Here is a 21,954-nt window from a genome sequence, read left to right as displayed (position 1 = left end):
GACTTATGACGGGATGACATTCGCTATTTGTCAAACAAATAATTTAAGAGTTGATTTTACCGATGAGGTCTGGTGGAACGGATCTCCCGACACAGCGGATTCTGAGGTCATGGAAGCCACCTACGGCACGATCGTCACCACCAGCGCCGCGAGCCAGATCGCCGACCAGATCCAGAAGGCCATTCTGGACGGGCGCCTGAAGATGGACGAACGCCTGCCGACCGAGGAGGAACTCGCGAGTCGGTTCGGTGTCTCGCGACCGACCGTGCGCGAAGCGCTCAAGCGGCTCGCCGCGCGCCATCTCATCCGCTCACGCCGGGGTCCTACGGGTGGAAATTTCGTCGCGGGCCCCTCGCCCGAGGAACTCAGCCAGAGCCTCGGCACGTCGGTCACGCTGCTGATGGCGACCGACGGCGTGACACTGGAGGAAATGGCGGTCGCCCGCATGGAGATGGAAGCGATCTGCTGCCGCCTCGCCGCTGGCAACCGCACCGAAGATCACCTCAATGCGCTACGGGCCGAGCTCGCAATCCAGAACAACAGCGCCATCAGTGATCAGGACTTCTGCGCCTCGGACGTGCGCTTCCACCGCGCGGTGGTGGATGCCGCCGGCAACGCCCTGCTCCGCTTCATGATGAACGCGATGGTCGAGACGCTGATGCCCGTCAGCAACATGATCATTTTTCGCGTCCGCGACCGGCGCGATATCGTCGCCCATCACGAACGCATCCTGAAGGCCCTCGAGGCCCACAATGGGGATGCCGCCGTCGAGGCGCTGGGCGGCCTCATGCAGTATATCCGCGCCCAATACGCGAAGGTTATGGAATTGCGCGCCGAGAAGACGCGCTAGCCGAAGCCTCCTGCGCAAATCCGCACCACATCATCTGGAGGAGCCGCTCATGGCTGGCGATACGTTCCGCGCTCTCATGGCTCGCAAGACCGACACCGGGCAGGCGATCGCCCTTGAGCAAATCACCGAAGCTGAACTTCCGGCAGCGGACGTGACCGTTGATGTCGAATATTCGTCCTTCAACTATAAGGACGGCCTCGCCCTGAAAGGGCAAAACCGCATTCTACGCGCGTATCCAATGGTGCCAGGCATTGATTTCTCCGGCACGGTTCGGTCGAGCGAAAGCAGCGCATTCGCCCCCGGCGACCGTGTGGTGCTGACCGGCTGGGGCGTGGGCGAAAACTGGTCGGGCGGCTTTGCGGAGCGGGCGCGCGTGAAAAGCGAGTGGCTGGTGAAGCTGCCCGATGCAATCTCAACCCGCCACGCCATGTCCGTGGGCACCGCCGGCCTGACCGCGATGCTGTGCGTCCTTGCGCTCGAAAAGCACGGCATCAAGGCGGGCGGCGACGTCATCGTCAGCGGTGCCGCCGGAGGGGTGGGCAGCGTTGCCGTGCGCCTGCTGTCGCGCCGCGGCTATCGCGTCTTCGCCCTCACCGGACGGCGCAGCGAGGAGGCTTTCCTCAAGTCTCTCGGCGCCCATGAGATCGTCGACCGGGCGGACTATCAGGCGGCGGGCAAACCGCTGCAGGCGGAGCGCTGGAACGGCGCGGTCGATACCGTCGGTGGAAACGTGCTCGCAAACATTCTGGCATCGAGCGCCTATGACGGCGCCGTTGCGGCCTGCGGCCTCGCCGGGGGAGCAGACCTGCCCTCGAGCGTGTTCCCCTTCATCCTGCGGGGCGTCGCCCTGCTGGGGGTCGATTCCGTCAACTGCCCCAAGGCGCGGCGGGAAGAGGCCTGGGCCCGGATCGCCAGCGAGCTGACCGAGGCCGACATGGCCTCCCTGACCAGCGAGGCCACGCTGGACGACCTGCCGACGCTGGCGGACGACATCCTCAAGGGGCAGGTGCGCGGGCGCACCGTGGTGAAGACGCACAGCTGAACGGCGCGCCGATCGGTCAATTGGAACCGCGTCTCAACGCGGTTCCGTTACCCCCTTCGGCGAGGGCCTCTTCTTGTTCCCGCAGATGCCGCACCAGGATTTCCTCTGAGCTGGCGCTGTGGGTGCGGGCGAATTGCTCGGCCCCATCGGGGTCGCCGCCGCAATATCCCTTCCGCTTCCTGAACTCACAGCCGCTTTCAAGGCTTCGAACGCCGCTCCCCTGCGGCGGTGGCGATCGGCGTGCTACGCCGCCAGCCGCGCGGCCAGCCCAGCCGGCCCGCAGGAAATAGAAGATGGCGTTCACCAGCTCCCGCGACGCAGCCTTCCTAGGGCGCCGGCCCGCCTGCGCTTCGGGGATCAGCGGCGCGATCAGATCCCGTCCCCTTTCCCGACGATACGTTCAAAGAATCGGTCACGCCTTCCCCAACTTGATGATGGATAAGGCTGTCCGATTCACGCGTGGTGCGCGGAGTATATAATCGGCAAAGAAAAAGGCCCCGGACACGCCGGGGCCTCGCGAACCGCTGGAAGCGGAATGGCTCAGTTCTTGGTCTTGTCCACCAGGGCCTTGGCCTTGATCCAGGGCATCATGGCGCGCAGCTTCTCGCCGACTTCCTCGATCTGATGGGCATTGGCCTTGGCGCGGGTGGCCTTGAACGAGGTCTGGCTGACCTTGTTCTCCAGCATCCAGTCGCGGGTGAACTTGCCGCCCTGGATGTCGGCCAGAACGCGCTTCATCTCGGCCTTGGTCTCGGGCGTGATGATGCGCGGGCCGGTGACGTATTCGCCATATTCGGCGGTGTTCGAGATGGAGTAGTTCATATTGGCGATGCCGCCCTCATAGATGAGGTCGACGATCAGCTTCACTTCGTGCAGGCACTCGAAATAGGCCATTTCGGGGGCATAGCCCGCCTCGACCAGGGTTTCGAAGCCGGCGCGGATCAGCTCCACGAGGCCGCCGCAGAGCACCACCTGCTCGCCGAACAGGTCGGTCTCGCACTCTTCCTTGAAGGTGGTCTCGATGATGCCGGCGCGGCCGCCGCCGATGGCGGAGGCATAGGAAAGGCCGAGGTCATGGGCATTGCCCGAGGAATCCTGGGCGATGGCGATCAAGGTCGGCACGCCGCCGCCGCGCTGGTATTCCGAGCGTACGGTGTGGCCGGGGCCCTTGGGGGCGATCATCAGCACGTCGAGATCCTTGCGGGCCTCGATCAGGTTGAAGTGGATGTTGAGGCCGTGGGCGAACAGCAGCGCCGCGCCGGTCTTCATGTTGTCGTGCAGGCTTTCCTTATAGATGTCGGCCTGCAGCTCGTCGGGGGTGAGCATCATCACCACATCGGCCCATTTGGCGGCGTCGGCGGGCGACATCACCTTGAAGCCTTCGGCCTCGGCCTTCTTGGCGGTGGCGGAACCGGGGCGCAGCGCGACCACGACATCCTTGACGCCGGAATCGCGCATGTTCAGCGCATGGGCATGGCCCTGGCTGCCATAGCCGACGACGGCAACCTTCTTCCCCTTGATGAGGTTCAGGTCGGCGTCACGATCATAATAAACGCGCATCATTCTCTCCTGTTGGGCGTTTCTTGGATTGTTCGTTACTCAAGGCGGAAGGCGGGACCCACCATCGAGACGGGCCGTAATGGACGAAGGGCCGGCGCGACCTGGCTTGCGGCGGCGCGCAGACCCCTCACACCATTCGACGGCTTTCTTTTCGGCCCTCAGGTATCCCAGCCCCTCGCATCAGCGCAAGCGCGGCCTCGCATGGCCGCGCGCCCAGCCCTGCGGCGGGCGCGCCACCTCACATGGCCTCAGGTCCGCGGGAAATGGCGACGATGCCGGTGCGCGACACCTCGACCAGTCCGAGCGGCGTCATCAGCACCGCGAACTGGTCGATCTTGTCGGACTTGCCGGTGATCTCGAACACGAAGCTCTCGGTGGTGGCGTCGATCACGCGGGCGCGGAAGGCTTCGGCGATGCGCAGCGCCTCGCTGCGGGCGTCCCCGGTGCCGCGCACCTTCACCATGGCCAGCTCGCGCTCGATGGAGGTGGCTTCCACGGTGAGGTCGCGCACCCGGTGCACCGGCACGAGGCGGTCCAGCTGGTTGCGGATCTGCTCGATCACCATGGGCGTGCCGGTGGTGACGATGGTGATGCGCGAGAGATGGCCCTCGTGGCTCACCTCGGACACGGTGAGACTGTCGATATTATAGCCGCGGCCGGAAAACAGGCCGATCACGCGGGCGAGCACGCCCGGCTCGTTGTCCACCAGGACGGACAAGGTATGGCGTTCGATGCGTTCGGGAGGATGGGACATTTGGGTGTCTCTGATCAGGCGAGTCCCCTCTCCCGCTTGCGGGGGAGGGTCAGGGAGGGGGCAGGCCAAAGGCCGGAAAAGGCGGGATGGGATGAGGGTGCGTCTGCCCCCTCCCCCGCACGCGGGAGAGGGGGTAACGGGTCGGTGGACCGAAGCCCTCACACCAGCATCTTGCCCTCGTCGGTGATGGCATCGTCGAGATCCACCGCCATGTCGCCGAGGATCATCTCGTTATGGGCGCGGCCCGACGGGATCATGGGGAAGCAGTTCTCCTGCTGGTCCACGATGCAGTCGAAGATCACCGGGCGCTTGATGTCGATCATCTCGGCGATTGCCGCATCCAGATCGGCCGGCTTGTCGCAGCGGATGCCGACGCCGCCATAGGCTTCCGCCAGCTTCACGAAGTCCGGCAGGGCTTCCGAATAGGAATGGGCGTAGCGCCCGCCGTGCAGCAGCTCCTGCCACTGGCGCACCATGCCCATGTAGCGGTTGTTCAGGATGAAGATCTTCACCGGCAGCTCGAACTGCACCGCCGTGGACATTTCCTGCATGTTCATCAGGATCGAGGCTTCGCCCGCAATATCCACGCACAAGGCGCCGGGATGGGCGATCTGCGCGCCGATCGCGGCGGGCAGGCCGTAGCCCATGGTGCCGAGGCCGCCGGAGGTCATCCAGCGGTTCGGCTCCTCGAAGCGGAAGAATTGCGCCGCCCACATCTGGTGCTGGCCCACCTCGGTGGAAATGTAGACGTCCTTGTCCTTGGTGGCCTCATAAAGCCGCTCGATGGCGTATTGCGGCTTGATGATGTCCGCACCCTGGCGATAGGCGAGGCTGTTGCGCCCGCGCCAGCGGTCGATCTGCTTCCACCACAGGTCCAGCGCGTCGCGCTCGATCTGCTTGTCCTTCGCCTTCCACTCGGCGACCAGCGCCTCCAGCACCTTGGTGCAGTCGCCGACGATCGGCAGGTCGACCTTGACGTTCTTGTTGATGGACGAGGGGTCGATGTCGATGTGGATCTTCTTGGAATTGGGCGAGAAGGCATCCAGCCGCCCGGTGATCCGGTCGTCGAAGCGCGCGCCGATGCACACCATCACGTCGCAGCCGTGCATGGCCATGTTGGCTTCGTAGGTGCCGTGCATGCCCAGCATGCCGAGCCATTGCCGGCTCGCCGCCGGAAACGCGCCGAGGCCCATCAGGGTCGAGGTGACCGGCACGCCCGTGAGGCGCCCCAGCTCGCGCAGCGCCCGGCTCGCCTGCGGGCCGGAATTGATCACGCCGCCGCCTGTATAGAAGACCGGCCGCTTGGCGCCGGCGATCATCTCCACCGCCGCGGCGATCTTGTCGGCATCGCCGACGAGCTTCGGCCGGTAGGTCTTATGCTGGATGTTCTCGCGGCCGACATAGGTGCCGGTGGCGAACTGCACGTCCTTGGGAATATCGACGACCACCGGGCCGGGCCGCCCGTTCTGCGCCACGTAGAAGGCTTCGTGCAGCACGCGCGCGAGGTCGTTCACGTCGCGGACGAGATAATTATGCTTGGTGCAGGGGCGCGTGATGCCGACCGTGTCGCATTCCTGGAACGCGTCATTGCCGATCAGATGGGTCGGCACCTGCCCGGTGATGCAGACGATGGGGATCGAATCCATCAGCGCGTCGGTGAGGCCGGTGACCGCATTGGTGGCGCCGGGGCCGGAGGTGACCAGCACCACGCCGACCTTGCCGGACGAGCGGGCATAGCCCTCAGCCGAATGCACCGCCGCCTGCTCGTGCCGCACCAGGATATGCTCCACCTGGTTCTGCTGGAACAGCGCGTCATAGATCGGCAGCACGGCGCCGCCGGGATAGCCGAACAGATGGTCGACACCCTGGTCGGCCAGCGCCTGCATGACCATTTCGGCGCCCGTCATTTCCCTGCTCATCTCATCCACTCCTCTGCGCCCGTGCCCAAGAGGCATTCGCGCGCTTTTGTTCTTCATCCACCCGCCGCGCGCCGGACACCCGATCCGCACGGCGGCCCAGAAACGACGAAGGGGCCCGAAGGCCCCTCGTCACGCGCCACCAGACCCCGAAGCAGCGTTCAAGCTGCTCCGCCGGTGGCGCTCCTGCATACAAGGATGGTAACGATCTTGCGCATGACTGCACATAGCCTTCCAAAAGTTGCGCGAACCTAGCCGCGCACGAAATCTCCGTCAAGGCGCCCTGCCACTTTTTTGTGACGCGCGCGCAAGGAAACGCCATTGTCCGCGCTTCGCCCCGATATTGCCCAATCTTTCGTGGCAATATAAGGGGGAAAAGCTGGATCAGCGGACGCTGCGGAAGACCTCATGCTCTTGAACACCAAATGCGCGCGCCTGTCGGCGATCACCTTCGCCCTGTTCCTGACGGGAGCCGGCGTTGCGCGCGCGGACTGCCAGACCGACTTCACCGCTCTGCGCCAGGAGATGGAAGAGAAGGGCCAGGCGCTCCAGGCCGCCGGCAAGCGCAAGGCGCCGCCGCAGGAATTGTGCGGCCTGTTCCGCACCTATACGGCGGTGGAAGGCAAGCTCGCCAAATATCTCGCGGACAATAAGGACTGGTGCCAGATCCCCGAACAGGCCGTGAACTCCGCGAAGGCGAACAACACCAAGACCGCCGCCTTGCGCGACAAAATCTGCGCCGCAGCGGCCTCCGGCGCCGCCGGCGGCGATGCCGCGGGCGTCAAGCCGCCGCCGCAGGGCTCCATTTCCAGCGCGCTGGGCGTCACCACCGGATATGTTCCCGGCCAGAGCTCAAAGGGCGGCGGCATCTTCGATACTTTGAGCGGCAACGCCCTCGGCAAGTGAGGGTCGCCCGATGACCAGCTGGGGGGGAGACGGGGCGGTGGCGCCGGTCGCCGATGCGCCCGTCAACAATTGGGTGGATCGCTACGCCCCCGCTCCGATCCGTCCCTATCTGCGCCTCGCGCGTGCGGACCGTCCCATCGGCAGCTGGCTGCTGGTTCTTCCCTGCTGGTGGTCCACGGCGCTCGCCGCCATCGCGGCCGGGCAGCCCTATCCCGATCCCAAGCTGCTGGCGCTGTTCGCCGTCGGCTCGGTGGCGATGCGCGGGGCCGGCTGCACCTGGAACGACATTCTCGACCGGGACATCGACCGCAAGGTCGCGCGCACCCGCAACCGCCCGCTGGCCTCGGGCCAGATCGGCCTGCCCGCCGCGTTCGCCTTCCTGATCTTCCAGTGCCTCGTCGGCTTCGCGGTGCTGCTCTCCCTGCCGCGCTTCGCAGTAATCACCGGCATCGCCTCGCTCGGGGTGGTCGCCATCTATCCGCTGATGAAGCGCATCACCTCGGTGCCCCAGCTGGCCCTTGGCATCGCCTTTTCCTGGGGCGCGCTGATGGGCTGGGCGAGCGTGTTCCGCAGCATCGAGGATCCCGCGCTCCTGCTGTTCGCCGGCTCGGTGTGCTGGGTGTTCGGCTATGACACCATTTATGCCCACCAGGACCGCGAGGACGACGCCATCGTCGGCGTGCGCTCCACCGCGCTCCTGTTCGGCCGCCGCAGCTGGATCGCGCTCGCATTGTCCTATGGCGCCACCCTGATCCTGTTCGCCATGGCCCTGGCCTCCGCCCAGGCCGGCCTGTTCGCCACCTTGGGGCTGGCGGTTTTTGCGGGCTATCTCTTCATCCAGGTGAAGCGGCTGGACATCGACGACCCCGACCGCTGTCTCGCCCTGTTCAAATCCAACCGCGACGCGGGCCTCGTTCTGTTCGCCGGTCTCGCGCTCGATGCCGCGCTCCAGCATGCGGTGGCGCTCGGCCTGCTCTGAGCGCTCCGGCCCGTGACCGCGCGGGCGGCATCACCTCATTGTGCACCGCACGCAGAATGCGGCCGCAGCGCCGAATTCCCCCCGGGACGGGGCGATCTTCGCTTGCGCCGACAGGCGCCTCCGCCTATTGCCTGCGCCATGAGCCTGCTTGATCCCCCGACCGCGACCGGAGCTTCCGAACCGGCGATCGAGGTGCCCGCGATTGCGGCCCGCCATCTCGCCGACGCCGTCGCGGCGGCCGGCGCGATTGCGCTCGCCATGTTCCGCAACGGCGTCACCAGCTGGACCAAGGACAACGACTCCCCGGTCACCGAGGCCGACATCGCCGTCGACCGCTTCCTGCGCGAGCGGCTGAGCGCGCTGGCCAACGATTACGGCTGGCTCTCTGAGGAAAGCGCCGATTCCTCCGAACGTCTCGGCGCCCGCCGGGTGTGGGTGGTCGATCCCATCGACGGCACGCGCGGCTTCATGGCCGGCGGAGCGGACTGGGTGGTCTCGGCAGCCCTGGTGGAGAACGGCCGCCCGATCGCCGGCGCCCTGTTCGCGCCGGTCTCGGACGAATTGTTCGTCGCCTCCCTCGGCGGCGGCGCGACCCGCAACGGGGCGGCGATCGCCGCCGGGGCGCGCGTCGCCGTGGATGGCTCCGTGGTCGCGGGCCCCGCTTCCATATTGGACCGTGTCGCGCGGCACACCCGCGTGACCCGCCCGCCGCGCCTGCGCTCGCTGGCGCTGCGGCTGGCGCGCATCGCCACCGGCGAGCTGGATATCGCCCTCGCCCATGGCAACAGCGCCGACTGGGACATCGCGGCCGCGGACCTGATCGTGCACGAGGCGGGCGGGCTGCTGACCGGGCTCGACGGCACCGCGCCGATCTATAACGCACCCGTCCCGCTTCACCGTCCTCTGGTGTGCGCGGGACCCCTGCTTCACGCCCACACCCTCGCGCTCGCGCAACGCGAGTTCGGGGCCATCTTCTGACCGTCACCGCTGGGGAACGTTGACACCATGACCACCTCTTCCGAACCGAAACAATTGCTGCACCTGGTTTTTGGGGGCGAGTTGAAGGAGCTCGACGGGGTCGAGTTCAAGGATCTGTCGAAGGTTGACATTGTCGGCATCTATCCCGACTACGCGAGCGCCGCCGCCGCGTGGCGCGCGAAGGCCCAGCAGACCGTGGACAATGCCCTGGTGCGTTATTTCGTGGTGCACATGCATCGCCTGCTGGACCCGGACACCCACACCCCGGGCCACTAGCCCAAAGCCTTCCGGCTGCGCACCCGTGCAGGGTCGCAGCCGGTGGAACCGCCGCCAAGCTTGTGTTTGGCGGTATCATGAGGGTATTACTTCCCCTCCGTCCAAATAGGCCCCCCGTGGGGATGTGGGTGTGTTCGCGTTCCCCCTTTCGGAACCGTGCCCACGCAAGGAGCAGGACGCTTTTTGAGCATGTGGCGCCGTCTTCGCACGAACCGTGGCTTCCAGATCGCCGCCGGCACGACCTTCGCGTCCTATTTCGCGCTGGTGGCGCGGACCACGCGTTTCGACGTCGAGCCAGCGGACATCTACGAGCGCATCGACGCGCACCTGCCGCTGATCATGACTTTCTGGCACGGCCAGCATTTCCTGACCCCCTTCATCATGAAGCCGCACCACAAGGCCAAGGTGCTGATTTCCCGCCACGCGGACGCGGAGATCAACGCCATCGCCGCGGAACGGCTCGGGGTCGGCACCATTCGCGGCTCGGGGGCGACCTCGCCGGGGGATTTCCATCGCAAGGGCGGCGTCTCGGCCACCTATGCCATGATCGAGACCCTGCGGGAGGGCATCAACGTGGCCATGACCGCCGACGTCCCGAAGATCGCCCGCCGGGCGGGCCTGGGCGTGATCACCATCGCGCGCCATTCCGGCCGGCCGATCCTGCCCATCGCCATGGCGACCGCCAATCGCATCACGCTGAAAAGCTGGGACAAGGCCAGCCTCAACCTGCCGTTCGGGCGCGGCGCGGCGGTGGTCGGCGATCCGATCTTCGTCGATCGCGATGTGGACGAGGCCGGCATGCAGGCGGCGCGTGCCCAATTGCAGCTCAGCCTCGAAACCATCACCGCCCGCGCCGAGGCCATGGTCGGCCGCCCACAGGGGGCGCCGGCATGAAGGGCATCCGCTTGCCGGTTCCCCTGCGCCTCTACCGGGGCGTCACATCGGCGGCGGCGCTGCTCACGCCCGCATGGCTCGGCTATCGCGTGCGCAAGGGCAAGGAAGATCCCGCGCGGCTGGCGGAACGCCGCGGCGTCGCAAGCGCCCCCCGCCCGCGTGGCCCGCTGATCTGGGTGCATGGCGCGAGCGTGGGCGAGATCGTCTGCGTCCTGCCGCTGATCGAGCGGCTGGCCGGGCGCGGCTACGGCATCCTGCTCACCTCCGGGACGCTGACCTCCAGCCGCATCGCGGCCCGGCGCGCGCACCCCTCGGTGATCCACCAGTTCATGCCGCTGGACGCCCACCGCTTCGTCGGCCGGTTCCTGGACCATTGGAAGCCCGACCTGGTGCTGCTGGCGGAATCGGAATTGTGGCCGAACCTCATGAGCGAGCTTGGCCGCCGCAACACGCCCCTGGTGCTGGTGAACGGACGCTTGTCGCGCCGTTCGGCGGAGCGCTGGGCCCATCTGCCGAGGAGCGCGCGCGCGCTGCTCTCGCGGGTCGACCTGTGCCTCGCCCAGAGCCGCGACGATGCCGCGCGCTTCAGGGCGCTGGGCGCGCCGCGCGTGGAAGTGGTGGGAAATCTGAAGTTCGACGCCCCCGCCCCGCCCGCCGATGCCAAGGCGCTCGACCGCATGAGCGAGGAATGCGGCAACCGGCCGATTTTCCTCGCGGCCTCCACCCATCCGGGAGAGGAAGAGATCGTGCTTGCTGCCCACCAGCGGCTGGCGCAGGAAATTCCGGACCTGCTCACCATCATCGCCCCGCGCCATCCCGAACGGGGCGCGGACGTGCGCGCGCTCGCGGAAGCCGCGCACCTGGCGGCGGTGCAGCGCAGCGAAGGCTATCTGCCGGACGGCGGGACCGAAATTTATGTCGCCGACACCATCGGCGAACTCGGCCTGTTCTATCGCCTCGCCCCAGTGGTGTTCATGGGTGGCTCGCTGGTGCGCCATGGCGGGCAGAACCCAATCGAGCCCGCCAAGCTCGGCGCCGTGGCACTGCACGGGCCCCATGTGTGGAATTTCGGCTCCATCTACGCCCGGCTCGACGAGCGCCACGGCGCCGCCTTGGTGCAGAATGACGGCGACATCGCCCAGTGCGTGTCCGCTTTGCTGTTCGACGGCCATCTGCATGCGCAGACCGCCGCCGCCGCCCGCCAGACGGTGGACATGCTCGGCGGCGCGCTGGACCGCACGCTCTCGGCCATAGAGCCGTATCTCCTGCATATTCGCCTCGCGCGCTGATGTTCGCCCGGGCGCCCGCCTTCTGGTCGCACCCGCACACCCTGCCCGGCCGGCTGCTCGCGCCCATCGGCTGGATCGTCGGCGCCATCACCTTGCGGCGGATGGCGAAGCCGGGCGCCGAACTGGGCGTGCCGGTGATCTGCATCGGCAATCCCACCGTTGGCGGCGCGGGCAAGACGCCGACCGCCTTGGCGCTGCTCGCGCAGATGAAGGCGCGCGGCGCGACGCCCTTCGCCCTGCTGCGCGGCCATGGCGGGCGCGAGGCGGGGCCTCTGTTGGTGGATCCGGCCCGCCACGATGCGGCGGCGGTGGGCGATGAAGCCTTGCTCCTCGCCCAGGCCGCGCCAACGATTGTCGCGCGCGACCGGGTGGCGGGCGCGCGGCTCGCCGTGGCACGGGGCGCCTCGCACATCGTGATGGATGACGGCTTTCAGAACCCGTCCCTCCACAAGGACGCCGCTCTGCTGGTGGTGGATGGCGCGGCCGGGCTCGGCAACGGGCATGTCCTGCCGGCGGGGCCGCTGCGCGCGCCCTTCCCCGGTCAGGCGGCGCGGGCGGATGGCCTGCTTATCATCGGTGCGGGCGCGGCCGGCGCGGCGGTGGCCGCGCGGGCCGCGTTGCAGGTCAATGTGCTACGCGGACACCTGGTGGCGGACGCAGGCGACGCCGCCGCGCTCGCCGGACGGCGCATTCTCGCCTTCGCCGGCATCGGGCGGCCGGGGAAATTCTTCCAGACCCTGCGTGACCTCGGTCTCGACGTGGCCGAATGCCGGGCGTTTCCCGATCATCACCCCTATACGCCCGCCGAATTGTCCGCCTTGCACCGCGACGCGCGCGCCGGCGGCCTCAGCCTGGTGACGACCGCGAAGGATGCCGCGCGCCTTGAGGCACCGGAGTTCGCGGACGTGCGGGCGCATGTCCAGATTCTGCGCGTGGGGCTGGAGCTTGAGGACGCAGCAAGCACCAAGGCCCATGGCGTCAAGGCCGATGGCGTCAAGGCGCGGGAGGCAGAGGCAGAGACGGAGGAAGCGCGCGGGTTCGCGGCGCTTATCACGCTGGCAGAGACGCGCGCGGCGCGCCGGCTCAGCCCTGCTGGCGGCGGAGCTGATTGACGCGCGTCAGCACCGCCTGCGGGTCGGCATAGGCTTCCTGCAGGTCGACGCTCCAATAGCGCAACTCGTCAAGCGCGATCCCTTGGCCGGTCACGGCGCAGCGCACGAAGGTGCCGGGGCGCACAATGCGGAATTCGCCATCCAGATAGCGCAGCTCGGCTTCGCCATTGCCTTCGGGAAAACGCTCGAATCTGTTCATCACGATTGAAACAAGGCCTCATCTAGCCGGAACAACATAAGCCCAACCGGCGCCGACCGAAAGGGCAGTTGCATCCATTGTCAGAGGTCGAACAGGCCCGGCTGGGATTTGGCCTTCTCGCCGCTGCGCGTCCGCGCCGGCTTGGCCCGCGCGGGCGGGGCGATGGACTGCCCGCCCGAAGGCGGAACGGGAGCAAGGCCGGCCCCGTTGGCCACGGCTCCCACACGCCCGTCGGCGAACTCCAATTCCAGCGCCGCGCCGGGTGCGACCGCCCCGGCAGTGCGCACGGCCACGCCCTGCGCATCGCGCACCAAAGCGAAGCCGCGCCGGAGCACGCCCTGATAGGACAAAGCCTCTAGCACCTGCGCGGCGCTCGAAAGCTGGCGCTGCCGCTCGCGCAGCAGGATGCGCGCCGCCCGGGTCGCGCGATCGCCGAGCCCTTCCAGCCGATCGCGATTGCGGGCGATGTGGACCCGCTGCGCGCGGCGGGCCGCATCGAGCCCGGCTCCGATGGCGGAAAAGCGCTCGCGCTTGCGCTCCACCGCCCGCCGCAGGCAGCGCTCCAGATTGGTGCCGAGAGTGGCCGAGCGCTCCCGCGCGCGCTCCAGCCGGGTCTTCAGGGCAGATGGCGACAGGCGCGCACTTGCCTTCTGGAACTGGATACGATGGGCCAATGCATTCGCCCGCAAGGCGCGCGGCAGGCGGCCGGATGCCGCATCGAGCCGCTGGCGGGGAATTGCCAAAAGTGCGTCGGCGGAAGGCAGCAGGCGCGCCAGGCTGCGCAATTCGCCGCGCCGGCGCTCCAGCAGGCGCAAGGGCGCGGCCATGAGCCGGCCACCCAGCCCTTCCACCGCCACCAGCAGATCCGCCCGCACCGGCACCACCATTTCGGCGGCGGCAGTGGGGGTCGGCGCGCGTACGTCGGCGGCAAAATCAATCAGCGTCACGTCGGTCTCATGGCCGACCGCGGAGACCAGGGGAATTTCGCTTTCGGCGGCGGCGCGCACCACCGCTTCCTCGGAAAAGCCCAGCAGGTCTTCCAGCGAGCCGCCCCCGCGCGCGACGATGATCACGTCCGGCCGCGGCACCGGCCCGTTGTGAGGCAGGGCGTTGAAGCCACGGATGGCGGCGGACACCTCGGCCGCGCAGGTGTCGCCCTGCACCCGCACCGGCCACACCACGACCCGGCGCGGGAAACGATCCGCGAGGCGGTGAAGAATGTCGCGGATGACGGCGCCGGTGGGCGAGGTGACGATGCCGATGACGTTCGGCAGATAGGGTAGCAGCGCCTTGCGCGCGGGATCGAACAGGCCTTCCGCCGCGAGGCGTCGCTTGCGCTCCTCCAGCATCGCCATGATGGCGCCGGCCCCGGCGAATTCCAGGGATTCGATGATGATCTGATAGCCCGACTTGCCCGGATAGGTGGTGAGGCGCCCGATGGCGATCACCTCCAGCCCCTCTTCCGGCCGCAGCTTGAGGCGGGCGAAATTGCCTTTCCAGACCACGGCATCGAGTCGGGCGCCCTCGTCCTTCAGCGAGAAATAGGCGTGGCCGGAGGAATGCGGCCCGCGGTAACCGGAAATTTCACCCCGCACGCGGACATGGCCATAGGCCTCCTCCACCGTGCGGCGGAGCGCGGCGGAGAGTTCCGAAACGCTCCATTCGGGAGCGTTGGCATGGGGTTCGGGCAGTTGGACCATCGACTCACATCGCTGCATATGATCTTGGCAAGAGCATAGCGGCATCATCTCATATGCGGCGAGCGCAATGCCTCCCCCCTTGTTTGGAAGCGCGCAAGCCGATAGCCAAGTTAAAAAGGGAGATGACGCCGCATGAATGTGCTTCTGCTCGGTTCCGGTGGCCGCGAGCATGCCCTCGCCTGGAAGCTCGCGCAGAGCCCTAGCATCAGTCAGCTCTATGCCTTGCCCGGCAATCCCGGCATCGCGGACCTTGCCGAACTGGTGGAAGGCATAGCGCTCTCCGCCCACGACACGCTGGTGACGTGGTGCATGAAGAACGGCATCGAACTGGTGGTCGTCGGCCCCGAGGCGCCCCTGGTGGCGGGTCTGGTGGACCGCTTGACCGAGGCCGGCATCCCCGCCTTCGGCCCCACGGCCGCCGCTGCGCGCCTGGAAGGATCCAAGCTCTTCACCAAGGAATTGTGCCGCGCCCACGGCATTCCCACCGCTGCATTTGCGCGCTTCACCAAGCCGGAAGCCGCCTGGGCCTATGTGACCGCAGAGGGCGCCCCCATCGTCATCAAGGCGGACGGCCTGATGGCCGGTAAGGGCGTCGTGGTCGCGCTGACGGTGGAGGAGGCGATCGCCGCCATCGACCAGGTGTTCGCCGGCGGTGGGCAGGAAGTGCTGATCGAGGAATTCATGGAGGGCGAGGAGGCCAGTCTGTTCTGCCTCGTGGACGGCGAGACCGTCATTCCCTTCGGCAGCGCCCAGGACCACAAGCGCGCCTTCGACGGCGATCTCGGCCCCAATACCGGCGGCATGGGCGCCTATTCCCCGGCCCCGGTGCTGACCGCCGAGCTGGAAGCACGCGCGATCGCGGAAATCGTCGTGCCCACGGCACGCGCCATGGTGGCTGAGGGCAACCCCTATCGCGGCATCCTCTATGCCGGCCTCATGCTGACGCAGAGCGGGCCGAAGCTGGTGGAATACAATTGCCGGTTCGGCGATCCGGAATGCCAGGTGCTGATGCCGCGCCTGGAGAGCGATCTCCTCGCTTTGCTCAACGCCGCCGCCCACGGCGAACTCGCGGGCGCCGCGCCGCAATGGTCGTCCAAGAGCGCCATCACGGTGGTCTACGCCAGCCGCGGCTATCCCGGCCCGCACCAGACCGGCTCGGAGATCCGCGGCATCGAGGACGCCGAAAAGGAAGAGGGCGTGATCGTCTTCCAGGCGGGCACCAAGCGGTCGGGCGCCAAGATCGTCTCCAACGGCGGGCGCGTGCTGAACGTCACCGCCACCGGCGACACCCTGCGCGAAGCGCGCGACCGGGCCTATCGCGCCGCCGCCCGCATCGATTGGCCGGACGGCTTCTATCGCAACGATATCGGCTGGCGCGCGCTGGACTGAGTGGCGCTCGCGCCAGCGGGGGGCTCTGGCCCCACCCGTCCGGTCGTGCCACCTTCGGCGCTCCCAGTGCCGCCCTCCCCGCGCGGAGCATGACCATGCCTGATCTCGCCGATTTGTTTCCCGGCTTCTCGTCCCACAATGTGGACACGCCCGCCGGCCGCCTGTTCGCGCGGGTCGGCGGTGAGGGGCCGCCGCTGCTTCTGCTGCACGGCTATCCGCAGACCGGCGTGATGTGGCATCGCCTGGCGGGAGAGCTGGAGAAAACCCATCGCCTCGTCATTCCCGACCTGCCGGGCTATGGCTGGAGCGCGGCGCCCGCACCGGGCAAGGACCATGCGCCCTATTCCAAGCGCGCCACCGGCGCCGCCCTGGTTTCGCTCATGGAGAGCCTCGGCCATGCCCATTTCTCCTTGGCGGGGCATGATCGCGGGGGGCGCGTCGGTTATCGGCTGGCGCTCGATGCCCCCGGGCGGGTGGACCGGCTCGCGGTGCTGGACATCGTGCCGACGCTCGCCATGTGGCACGGCATGGACCGGGCGCGCGCGCTCCAGGTGTATCACTGGGCCTTCCTCGCCCAGCCCTATCCGCTGCCGGAAATCCTGATCGGCGGCAATCCGCGCTTCTATCTCGACCACACGCTGGCAAGCTGGACCGCGGCGAAGGACCTCTCCGCCTTCGATGCGCGCGCGCTCGACCATTATCGCGCGGCCTACGCCTCGCCGGACCATATCCGCGCCATGTGCGAGGATTATCGCGCCGGCGCCACCATCGACCTTGCCCATGACGAAGCCGACCTTGCCGCCGGGCGGGTGATCGAATGTCCGGTGTTCGCGATCTGGGGCGCCCACGGCATTCCGAGCCGGGGCGTCACCCCGCTGGACGCGTGGCGGGTGTTCGCGCCGAAGATCGAGGGACAGGCCGTGGAGGCGGGGCATTTCCTGTGCGAGGAAAATCCCGCGGCGACGCTGAAGGCGCTGCAGGGCTTTCTGGGCTAAAGGCGCGGCATGGGCTGCGGGGGTCTCGCAAGACCTGCCCCCTCCCCCTGCCCCCTCCCCCTGCCCTCCCCCGCAAGCGGGAGAGGGAGCGGGCGCGTTCTTTTTGGCCGCGTATTTCCCGCGATCCCACCACAGTCCCCTCTCCCGCTTGCGGGGGAGGGTTAGGGAGGGGGAATATGCCAGGAAATAAGCGCAGAACCGGCCAAACTCCCGACAGCCTCAGCGCCGGTCCTTGAAAAACGCGCGCAGCACGTCCGCCGCCTGCCGCTCGGCGATGCCGCCATAGACTTCGGGTGCGTGATGGCAGGTCGGCTGGGTATAAAAGCGCGGGCCGCTCTCCACCGCGCCGCCCTTGGGGTCGGGCGCGCCATAATACAGCCTGCGGATGCGGGCGAATGAGATCGCAGCCGCGCACATGGCGCACGGCTCCAGCGTCACATAGAGATCGCAGGACAACAGCCGCTCGGCGCTGAGCACCTTGGCCCCGGCGCGCAGCACCTGCATTTCCGCATGCGCCGTGGGATCGGCCAATTCGCGCGTGCGGTTGCCGTCGCGGGCGACCACGGTCGAGCCGCGCACCAGAACCGCGCCGACCGGAACCTCGCCCCGCTCGGCCGCCGCGCGCGCCTCATTGAGCGCCATCTGCATGAAAGTCTCGCCCAACCCGCGCTCCTGCACCTCGTGTCGCCGCACGGTTCGTGCTATCGGCCTTCCATGCCCCGTACACAACCTCCCCGCAAGGACAAGAACCGCGTCCCGCGCGACAAGCGCGCGTTGCCGCAGCCCAAGACCAATGACGCCGAGCGCGTCGCAAAGGTGATCGCACGCGCAGGCCTCGGCTCGCGGCGCGAGATCGAAACCTGGATCGAGGCCGGGCGGATCGCCGTCAACGGCATCGTCCTCACCAGCCCTGCCTTCACCGTGACGGAGAAGGATTCCATCCAGGTGGACGGCCAGCCGCTGCCGGAGCGCGAGCGCACCCGTCTTTACCTCTACCATAAGCCCAAGGGCGTGGTGACCACCAACCGCGACCCGGAAGGCCGCACCACTCTGTTTGAAATCCTGCCGAAGGGCCTGCCGCGCCTCGTCAGCGTGGGGCGGCTGGATCTCAATTCGGAAGGCCTGCTGCTGCTCACCAATGACGGCGGGCTCGCCCGCGCGCTGGAGCTGCCGGAAACCGGATGGCTGCGCCGCTATCGCGTGCGCGCCAATGGCGCCATCGACCAGGCCAAGCTCGACGCGCTCATGGGCGGCATCACGGTGGAAGGCATCGAATACGGCCCCATCGAAGCGACGCTCGACCGCGTGCAGGGGGCCAATGCCTGGATCAGCGTTTCGCTGCGCGAGGGCAAGAATCGCGAAGTGCGCAACGTGCTCGCCGCCCTCGGCATGCGCGTGAACCGGCTGATCCGCGTGTCCTACGGGCCGTTCCAGCTGGGCGACGTGCCCGAGAACGGTATCGAGGAGGTGCGCACGCGCATCCTGCGCGACCAGCTGGGCGAGGAACTTTCCGCCGCCGCCGGGGTGGATTTCGACGCGCCCCTGTTCGAGCGCGCCATGGAGGAAGCCCAGCGCTTCACGCCGCGCCCCGAGGATCTGGACGATCGCCCGGTCCGCCGTGGGCCCACGCGCCGCGAGACCGTGGCCGTGCGGCACGATACGGAAATCGAACATCGCGGCCGCTCGCGCCATCCCCATGGGGATGGGGACACCGAGGGCGGTGCGTTCCGTGTACGCAGCCGCCGCAAGGACGAGCGCGAAACCGTCAGCGCCGGAACCGTCGCCGACCGCAAGGGCCGGCAGGTGAAGGTGGAACGCTTCGTGCCCGAACCGCAGGACGAGCGCTTTGCCGAGCGTTCCGACCCTCGCCGGCCCGCACGCCCCGCCATGGGCCAGAAATTCGGCGCCCGCCCGTCGCGGCCCGAGGGTCGTTTCAGGAGCGACGAGGAGCGTCCGCGTGCGGCCCGTTCCGAGGACGGAGGCCCCAAGCGCGGCCCGGCCCGTTTCCAACGCGAGGACAGCCGCGACGGCGCGCCCGCACGCGGTCCGCGCCGGGAGGGGGTTGGCGCTTCGCCGCATAAGCCGATCTTCGGCCGTGGCCGCCCTGACGGTGCCGAACGCGGCGTCCGCCGCGAGGGCGGCACCGGCAAGCCGGGCGGCTTCCGCTCGGATCGCGCGGAGCGCCCGAAGCCCTTCAGTGCCGACCGGCCTGAACGCGCCCCCCGCCGTGACGACCGCCCGGCCTATGACGACAAGCGCCCGCCCCGCCGCGAGGGTGGCGCCGGTAAGCCGGGCGGCTTCCGCTCGGATCGCGCGGAGCGCCCGAAGCCTTTCAGTGCCGACCGGCCGGAGCGCGCCCCCCGCCGTGATGACCGCCCGGCCTATGACGACAAGCGCCCGCCCCGCCGCGAAGGCAGCGCCGGCAAGCCGGGCGGGTTCCGCTCGGATCGCGCGGAGCGCCCGAAGCCCTTCAGCGCTGACCGGCCCGAGCGCGCCCCGCGCCGCGACGAGCCGGGCCGCAGCCCGCGCCCGCGCGGCGGCGGCTTTCCCGAACGCGGACGCAGTTCTGATGACGTGGGCTTTTCCGGCGCGCGTCCCCAACGGCCCGACGCCCCGCGAGGCCGAGGCAGCTTCGGCGATCGCCCGCCGCGCGAGGGCAATGAGCGCGGCGGCTTCGGTGGTGGCAAACCCCGCAGCGGCCATGGCACGGACAAGCCGCGCGGCGGATTCGGTGCAGGCGCGGCGCGTGAGCGTCCGGCCGGCAAGCCCGGATTCGCCGGTGGCCGGCCGCGCGCCGGTGCCGCGGAAGGTGGTGAGCGCACCGGTTTCCGCCCCGGCGGCAAGGCGGGCCCTGGCGGCCCCAAGCGTCCCGGCTTCGGCGGCCCGAAGGGCGGTGCCCGTCCCGGCGGCGCGCCGCGCGGAAAGCCTTCCGGCCCGCGCAAACGGGACTAGGACTCATCTATAGTCAGGGGTTGGCGCCGTCGAAGCAGAGCATCGTCGTGCACGGGCTTGTCCCGGCCATGACGCGCAAAAGATGACACCCGGTCGAATCGCGTGCACCTGCCACCAGGCGCATCGACGACCCCGACGCCGCTGACTGTCGATCCGTCCTAGAGGTTTCCCCCTGTCGCATTCTAGGGAAACACTTCGCCTCATTGTACACACGCGTTCTCATTACGCGATCCGATGTCCACTTCGCCCGGACCGCTCCAGGCGCAGATTCAAGGGTGATGCAGCATGCGCATCGTCGGCGGCCTTCATCGCGGACGGGCTCTGAAAAGCCCGTCCGGCAGCGCCACCCGGCCCACCACGGACCGGCTGCGCGAGGCGCTCTTCAACGTGCTCGCCCACGCCTATGACGACGCGGCCGACGGCGCGCGCGTGCTGGACCTGTTCGCCGGCACCGGCGCGCTTGGCCTGGAAGCGCTCTCGCGCGGCGCCGCCTTCGCCTTGTTCGTGGAGGATGCGGTGGAGCCGCGCGCAATCATCCGCACGAATGTGGAAACCTTGGGCCTCACCGGGGTGACGCGCATCTTCCGCCGCGACGCCACCAAGCTCGGCGCCCTGGGGCCGGGCGAGCCCTATTCGCTGGTGTTCTGCGATCCGCCCTATGGCAAGGGCCTGGCCGAGCTGGCCCTGGCCTCGGCGCGAACCGGCGGCTGGCTCGCGCCGGACGCCCTGCTGGTGGTGGAAGAGAAGGCCGGCGCCTTCGTGGCGCCCCAGGGCTTCAGCGAGCTGGAGCGCCGCCGGTATGACGAGACCGAGCTGACCTTCCTCTCCGCCTGATTATTCGGCCTTGAGGAACGCGCCCACGCGCTCCACTGCCTCGCGCATGTCGCTCGCGGAGCCGGCATAGGAGAAGCGCAGGAACTGACGGCCTCGGAACGGGTCGAAATCCACACCCGGCGTCACCGCCACATGCACCGCATCCAGCATGCGCGAGGCGAAGGCGTGCGAATCGCCGGTGAAGGCGGAGACGTCCGCATAGAGGTAGAACGCGCCGTCGGCGGGCAGGAAATGGTGCAGCCCCACGCGCGGCAGCCCCTCCACCAGGATGCGGCGGTTCTCCTCATAGCCGTGCTTGACCGTCTCCATCTCCGCGCGCCCGTCGAAGGCGGCCTCGGCGGCGACCTGCGAGAGCGTCGGCACCGAGATGGAAAAATTCTGCTGCAACCGCTCCATGGTGCGCGACAGGCCGGGCGGCACCACCATCCAGCCCACGCGCCAGCCGGTCATGCAGAAATATTTGGAGAAGGAATTGATGACCACCGCATCCTCGGCGATCTCGGCCGCGCTCACGGCGGGAAACGCATAGTCGAGGCCGTGATAGATCTCGTCCGAGACGAAGCGCAGGCCAAGATCGCGGGCGCAGGCCATCAGCGCCGTGAGGGCTTCCCGGTCCATCATGGTGCCGGTGGGATTGGCGGGGCTCGCCACCAGCACGCCCTTGAGCGGCTTTTCCCGATGCGCGGCGATCAGGCTTTCGGGCGTCAGGGCGAATCGGTCCTCGGCCCGAGTCTCGATCAGCACCGGCTCGCAGCCGAGCGCGGACAGAACGTGCCGATAGGGCGGATAGCCCGGCGCGGCGATGGCGACGCGGTCACCGGCCTCGAACAAAGCGAGAAACGCGAGGATGAAGCCGCCGGACGAGCCGTTGGTGACAACCACCCGCTCGGGATCGAGCGCAAGGCCATGCACCTCGCCATAATGCCGCGCGATGCGGGCCCGCAGCGTAGGAATGCCGAGCGCGGCGGTGTACCCCACCTGCCCCGCCTGAAGAAATGCCGCTGCGGCAGTGCGCGCCGTGAGCGGGGCGGGGGCGGCCGGCTGGCCGACTTCCAGATGGATCACCCGCGCGCCCGCCCGTTCCAGCCGCGCGGCATGCTCCATCACGTCCATGACGATGAAGGGGGCCACTGCGCTGCGGCGGGAGGCAAACTCGAAATCGGAGGCGAGACCCATGATCCAATCCTGCCCTGCGGGCGTTTTTGCCGTGGCGCGCCGCCGTGCTCTCGCCGCAATCGCGCGTTGGGTAAGGGGCTCGTCGCCCCAACGTGAACGGGGGTGCATTGACCGCAGCCGCCGGCCCGTGTTCCTTCGTTTCGTACCGTGTCG

At 68.4% G+C, this 21,954-nt stretch carries 20 protein-coding genes; 13 read left to right on the top strand and 7 right to left on the bottom strand.

The annotated features are described in order from the left end of the window. Positions 1-109: 109 nt before the first annotated feature. Positions 110-850 (top strand): FadR/GntR family transcriptional regulator, encoded by a 741-nt coding sequence (locus tag V5F78_RS06365; RefSeq protein WP_394069225.1) that lies wholly within the window; start codon positions 110-112, stop codon positions 848-850. 49 nt (positions 851-899) lie between these two features. Beyond that, positions 900-1,892, top strand: coding sequence for an acrylyl-CoA reductase (NADPH) (acuI, locus tag V5F78_RS06360; protein ID WP_394069224.1), 993 nt, complete (start codon positions 900-902; stop codon positions 1,890-1,892). Positions 1,893-2,432: 540 nt separating this feature from the next. Here the strand turns inward: acuI and ilvC are convergent. The 3 genes from ilvC to V5F78_RS06345 form a co-directional block, all read right to left on the bottom strand. Beyond that, positions 2,433-3,452 (bottom strand): ketol-acid reductoisomerase, encoded by a 1,020-nt coding sequence (gene ilvC / locus V5F78_RS06355; protein WP_394069222.1) that lies wholly within the window; start codon positions 3,450-3,452, stop codon positions 2,433-2,435. Between the two features lie 238 nt (positions 3,453-3,690). Next, positions 3,691-4,206: an acetolactate synthase small subunit gene (ilvN, locus tag V5F78_RS06350; protein WP_348844863.1), complete on the bottom strand. Its 516-nt coding sequence runs from the start codon at positions 4,204-4,206 to the stop codon at positions 3,691-3,693. Positions 4,207-4,364: 158 nt separating this feature from the next. Then, positions 4,365-6,125, bottom strand: coding sequence for an acetolactate synthase 3 large subunit (locus V5F78_RS06345; RefSeq protein WP_394069221.1), 1,761 nt, complete (start codon positions 6,123-6,125; stop codon positions 4,365-4,367). A 405-nt stretch (positions 6,126-6,530) separates the two neighbouring features. On the opposite strand from V5F78_RS06345, the gene V5F78_RS06340 reads away from it, so the two are divergent. The 7 genes from V5F78_RS06340 to lpxK all read left to right on the top strand — a co-directional run bounded on the left by V5F78_RS06340 (position 6,531) and on the right by lpxK (position 12,556). Further along, positions 6,531-7,028, top strand: coding sequence for a hypothetical protein (locus V5F78_RS06340; RefSeq protein WP_394069219.1), 498 nt, complete (start codon positions 6,531-6,533; stop codon positions 7,026-7,028). A gap of 10 nt (positions 7,029-7,038) precedes the next feature. Continuing rightward, a complete protein-coding gene (gene ubiA / locus V5F78_RS06335) occupies positions 7,039-8,007 on the top strand; it encodes a 4-hydroxybenzoate octaprenyltransferase (RefSeq protein WP_394069218.1) in 969 nt (322 codons plus the stop codon). Positions 8,008-8,145: 138 nt separating this feature from the next. After that, positions 8,146-8,985, top strand: a complete 840-nt coding sequence (locus tag V5F78_RS06330) for a 3'(2'),5'-bisphosphate nucleotidase CysQ (protein ID WP_394069216.1) — start codon at positions 8,146-8,148, stop codon at positions 8,983-8,985. 27 nt (positions 8,986-9,012) lie between these two features. Next, entirely contained in the window at positions 9,013-9,261 is a 249-nt protein-coding gene (locus V5F78_RS06325) for a DUF4170 domain-containing protein (RefSeq protein ID WP_394043842.1), read from the top strand. A 189-nt stretch (positions 9,262-9,450) separates the two neighbouring features. Beyond that, positions 9,451-10,155: a lysophospholipid acyltransferase family protein gene (locus V5F78_RS06320; protein WP_394069214.1), complete on the top strand. Its 705-nt coding sequence runs from the start codon at positions 9,451-9,453 to the stop codon at positions 10,153-10,155. Then, positions 10,152-11,444: a 3-deoxy-D-manno-octulosonic acid transferase gene (locus tag V5F78_RS06315; protein WP_394069213.1), complete on the top strand. Its 1,293-nt coding sequence runs from the start codon at positions 10,152-10,154 to the stop codon at positions 11,442-11,444. Before V5F78_RS06320 ends, V5F78_RS06315 begins: the two co-directional genes overlap by 4 nt. After that, positions 11,444-12,556, top strand: a complete 1,113-nt coding sequence (gene lpxK, locus V5F78_RS06310) for a tetraacyldisaccharide 4'-kinase (RefSeq protein WP_394069211.1) — start codon at positions 11,444-11,446, stop codon at positions 12,554-12,556. The genes V5F78_RS06315 and lpxK overlap by 1 nt, the downstream gene beginning before the upstream one ends. Here lpxK and V5F78_RS06305 read toward each other — a convergent pair. Next, positions 12,528-12,755 (bottom strand): DUF2093 domain-containing protein, encoded by a 228-nt coding sequence (locus V5F78_RS06305; protein WP_348845273.1) that lies wholly within the window; start codon positions 12,753-12,755, stop codon positions 12,528-12,530. The genes lpxK and V5F78_RS06305 overlap by 29 nt on opposite strands. Positions 12,756-12,835: 80 nt before the next feature. Beyond that, a complete protein-coding gene (gene xseA, locus V5F78_RS06300) occupies positions 12,836-14,455 on the bottom strand; it encodes an exodeoxyribonuclease VII large subunit (RefSeq protein WP_394069209.1) in 1,620 nt (539 codons plus the stop codon). 132 nt (positions 14,456-14,587) lie between these two features. Between xseA and purD the strand changes: the two genes are divergently transcribed. Next, positions 14,588-15,844, top strand: a complete 1,257-nt coding sequence (gene purD, locus V5F78_RS06295; RefSeq protein ID WP_394069208.1) for a phosphoribosylamine--glycine ligase — start codon at positions 14,588-14,590, stop codon at positions 15,842-15,844. 95 nt (positions 15,845-15,939) lie between these two features. Next, positions 15,940-16,839 (top strand): alpha/beta fold hydrolase, encoded by a 900-nt coding sequence (locus tag V5F78_RS06290; protein WP_394069207.1) that lies wholly within the window; start codon positions 15,940-15,942, stop codon positions 16,837-16,839. A 219-nt stretch (positions 16,840-17,058) separates the two neighbouring features. Here V5F78_RS06290 and V5F78_RS06285 read toward each other — a convergent pair whose 3' ends face one another. Further along, on the bottom strand, positions 17,059-17,487 hold the full coding sequence (locus V5F78_RS06285; RefSeq protein WP_394015173.1) for a nucleoside deaminase: 429 nt from the start codon (positions 17,485-17,487) through the stop codon (positions 17,059-17,061). A 66-nt stretch (positions 17,488-17,553) separates the two neighbouring features. Between V5F78_RS06285 and V5F78_RS06280 the strand changes: the two genes are divergently transcribed. Together V5F78_RS06280 and rsmD are read left to right on the top strand one after the other, a co-directional pair. Next, entirely contained in the window at positions 17,554-19,791 is a 2,238-nt protein-coding gene (locus tag V5F78_RS06280; protein WP_394069205.1) for a pseudouridine synthase, read from the top strand. A 285-nt stretch (positions 19,792-20,076) separates the two neighbouring features. Next, positions 20,077-20,625 (top strand): 16S rRNA (guanine(966)-N(2))-methyltransferase RsmD, encoded by a 549-nt coding sequence (rsmD, locus tag V5F78_RS06275; protein ID WP_394069203.1) that lies wholly within the window; start codon positions 20,077-20,079, stop codon positions 20,623-20,625. Here the strand turns inward: rsmD and V5F78_RS06270 are convergent, their stop codons facing one another. After that, entirely contained in the window at positions 20,626-21,801 is a 1,176-nt protein-coding gene (locus V5F78_RS06270) for a pyridoxal phosphate-dependent aminotransferase (RefSeq protein ID WP_394069201.1), read from the bottom strand. Positions 21,802-21,954: the final 153 nt, after the last annotated feature.

It is taken from the genome of Roseixanthobacter glucoisosaccharinicivorans (genome assembly GCF_043195095.2).
In the GTDB taxonomy this organism is placed as follows: domain Bacteria; phylum Pseudomonadota; class Alphaproteobacteria; order Rhizobiales; family Xanthobacteraceae; genus NCEH01.
Note: the sequence above shows the minus strand (reverse complement) of the source record. Positions and strands in the feature narration are given on the sequence as shown.

Bases quoted from the DNA above. Each gene is read 5' to 3' on its own strand.
- V5F78_RS06315 (WP_394069213.1), top strand. From the start codon at position 10,152: ATGAAGGGCATCCGCTTGCCGGTTCCCCTGCGCCTCTACCGGGGCGTC.
- V5F78_RS06270 (WP_394069201.1), bottom strand. From the start codon at position 21,801: ATGGGTCTCGCCTCCGATTTCGAGTTTGCCTCCCGCCGCAGCGCAGTG.
- ilvC (WP_394069222.1), bottom strand. From the start codon at position 3,452: ATGCGCGTTTATTATGATCGTGACGCCGACCTGAACCTCATCAAGGGG.
- rsmD (WP_394069203.1), top strand. From the start codon at position 20,077: ATGCGCATCGTCGGCGGCCTTCATCGCGGACGGGCTCTGAAAAGCCCG.
- xseA (WP_394069209.1), bottom strand. From the start codon at position 14,455: ATGGTCCAACTGCCCGAACCCCATGCCAACGCTCCCGAATGGAGCGTT.
- V5F78_RS06285 (WP_394015173.1), bottom strand. From the start codon at position 17,487: ATGCAGATGGCGCTCAATGAGGCGCGCGCGGCGGCCGAGCGGGGCGAG.
- purD (WP_394069208.1), top strand. From the start codon at position 14,588: ATGAATGTGCTTCTGCTCGGTTCCGGTGGCCGCGAGCATGCCCTCGCC.
- ilvN (WP_348844863.1), bottom strand. From the start codon at position 4,206: ATGTCCCATCCTCCCGAACGCATCGAACGCCATACCTTGTCCGTCCTG.
- V5F78_RS06345 (WP_394069221.1), bottom strand. From the start codon at position 6,125: ATGAGCAGGGAAATGACGGGCGCCGAAATGGTCATGCAGGCGCTGGCC.
- V5F78_RS06320 (WP_394069214.1), top strand. From the start codon at position 9,451: ATGTGGCGCCGTCTTCGCACGAACCGTGGCTTCCAGATCGCCGCCGGC.
- V5F78_RS06365 (WP_394069225.1), top strand. From the start codon at position 110: ATGGAAGCCACCTACGGCACGATCGTCACCACCAGCGCCGCGAGCCAG.
- lpxK (WP_394069211.1), top strand. From the start codon at position 11,444: ATGTTCGCCCGGGCGCCCGCCTTCTGGTCGCACCCGCACACCCTGCCC.
- V5F78_RS06325 (WP_394043842.1), top strand. From the start codon at position 9,013: ATGACCACCTCTTCCGAACCGAAACAATTGCTGCACCTGGTTTTTGGG.
- V5F78_RS06305 (WP_348845273.1), bottom strand. From the start codon at position 12,755: ATGAACAGATTCGAGCGTTTTCCCGAAGGCAATGGCGAAGCCGAGCTG.
- V5F78_RS06340 (WP_394069219.1), top strand. From the start codon at position 6,531: ATGCTCTTGAACACCAAATGCGCGCGCCTGTCGGCGATCACCTTCGCC.
- ubiA (WP_394069218.1), top strand. From the start codon at position 7,039: ATGACCAGCTGGGGGGGAGACGGGGCGGTGGCGCCGGTCGCCGATGCG.
- V5F78_RS06290 (WP_394069207.1), top strand. From the start codon at position 15,940: ATGCCTGATCTCGCCGATTTGTTTCCCGGCTTCTCGTCCCACAATGTG.
- V5F78_RS06280 (WP_394069205.1), top strand. From the start codon at position 17,554: ATGCCCCGTACACAACCTCCCCGCAAGGACAAGAACCGCGTCCCGCGC.
- V5F78_RS06330 (WP_394069216.1), top strand. From the start codon at position 8,146: ATGAGCCTGCTTGATCCCCCGACCGCGACCGGAGCTTCCGAACCGGCG.
- acuI (WP_394069224.1), top strand. From the start codon at position 900: ATGGCTGGCGATACGTTCCGCGCTCTCATGGCTCGCAAGACCGACACC.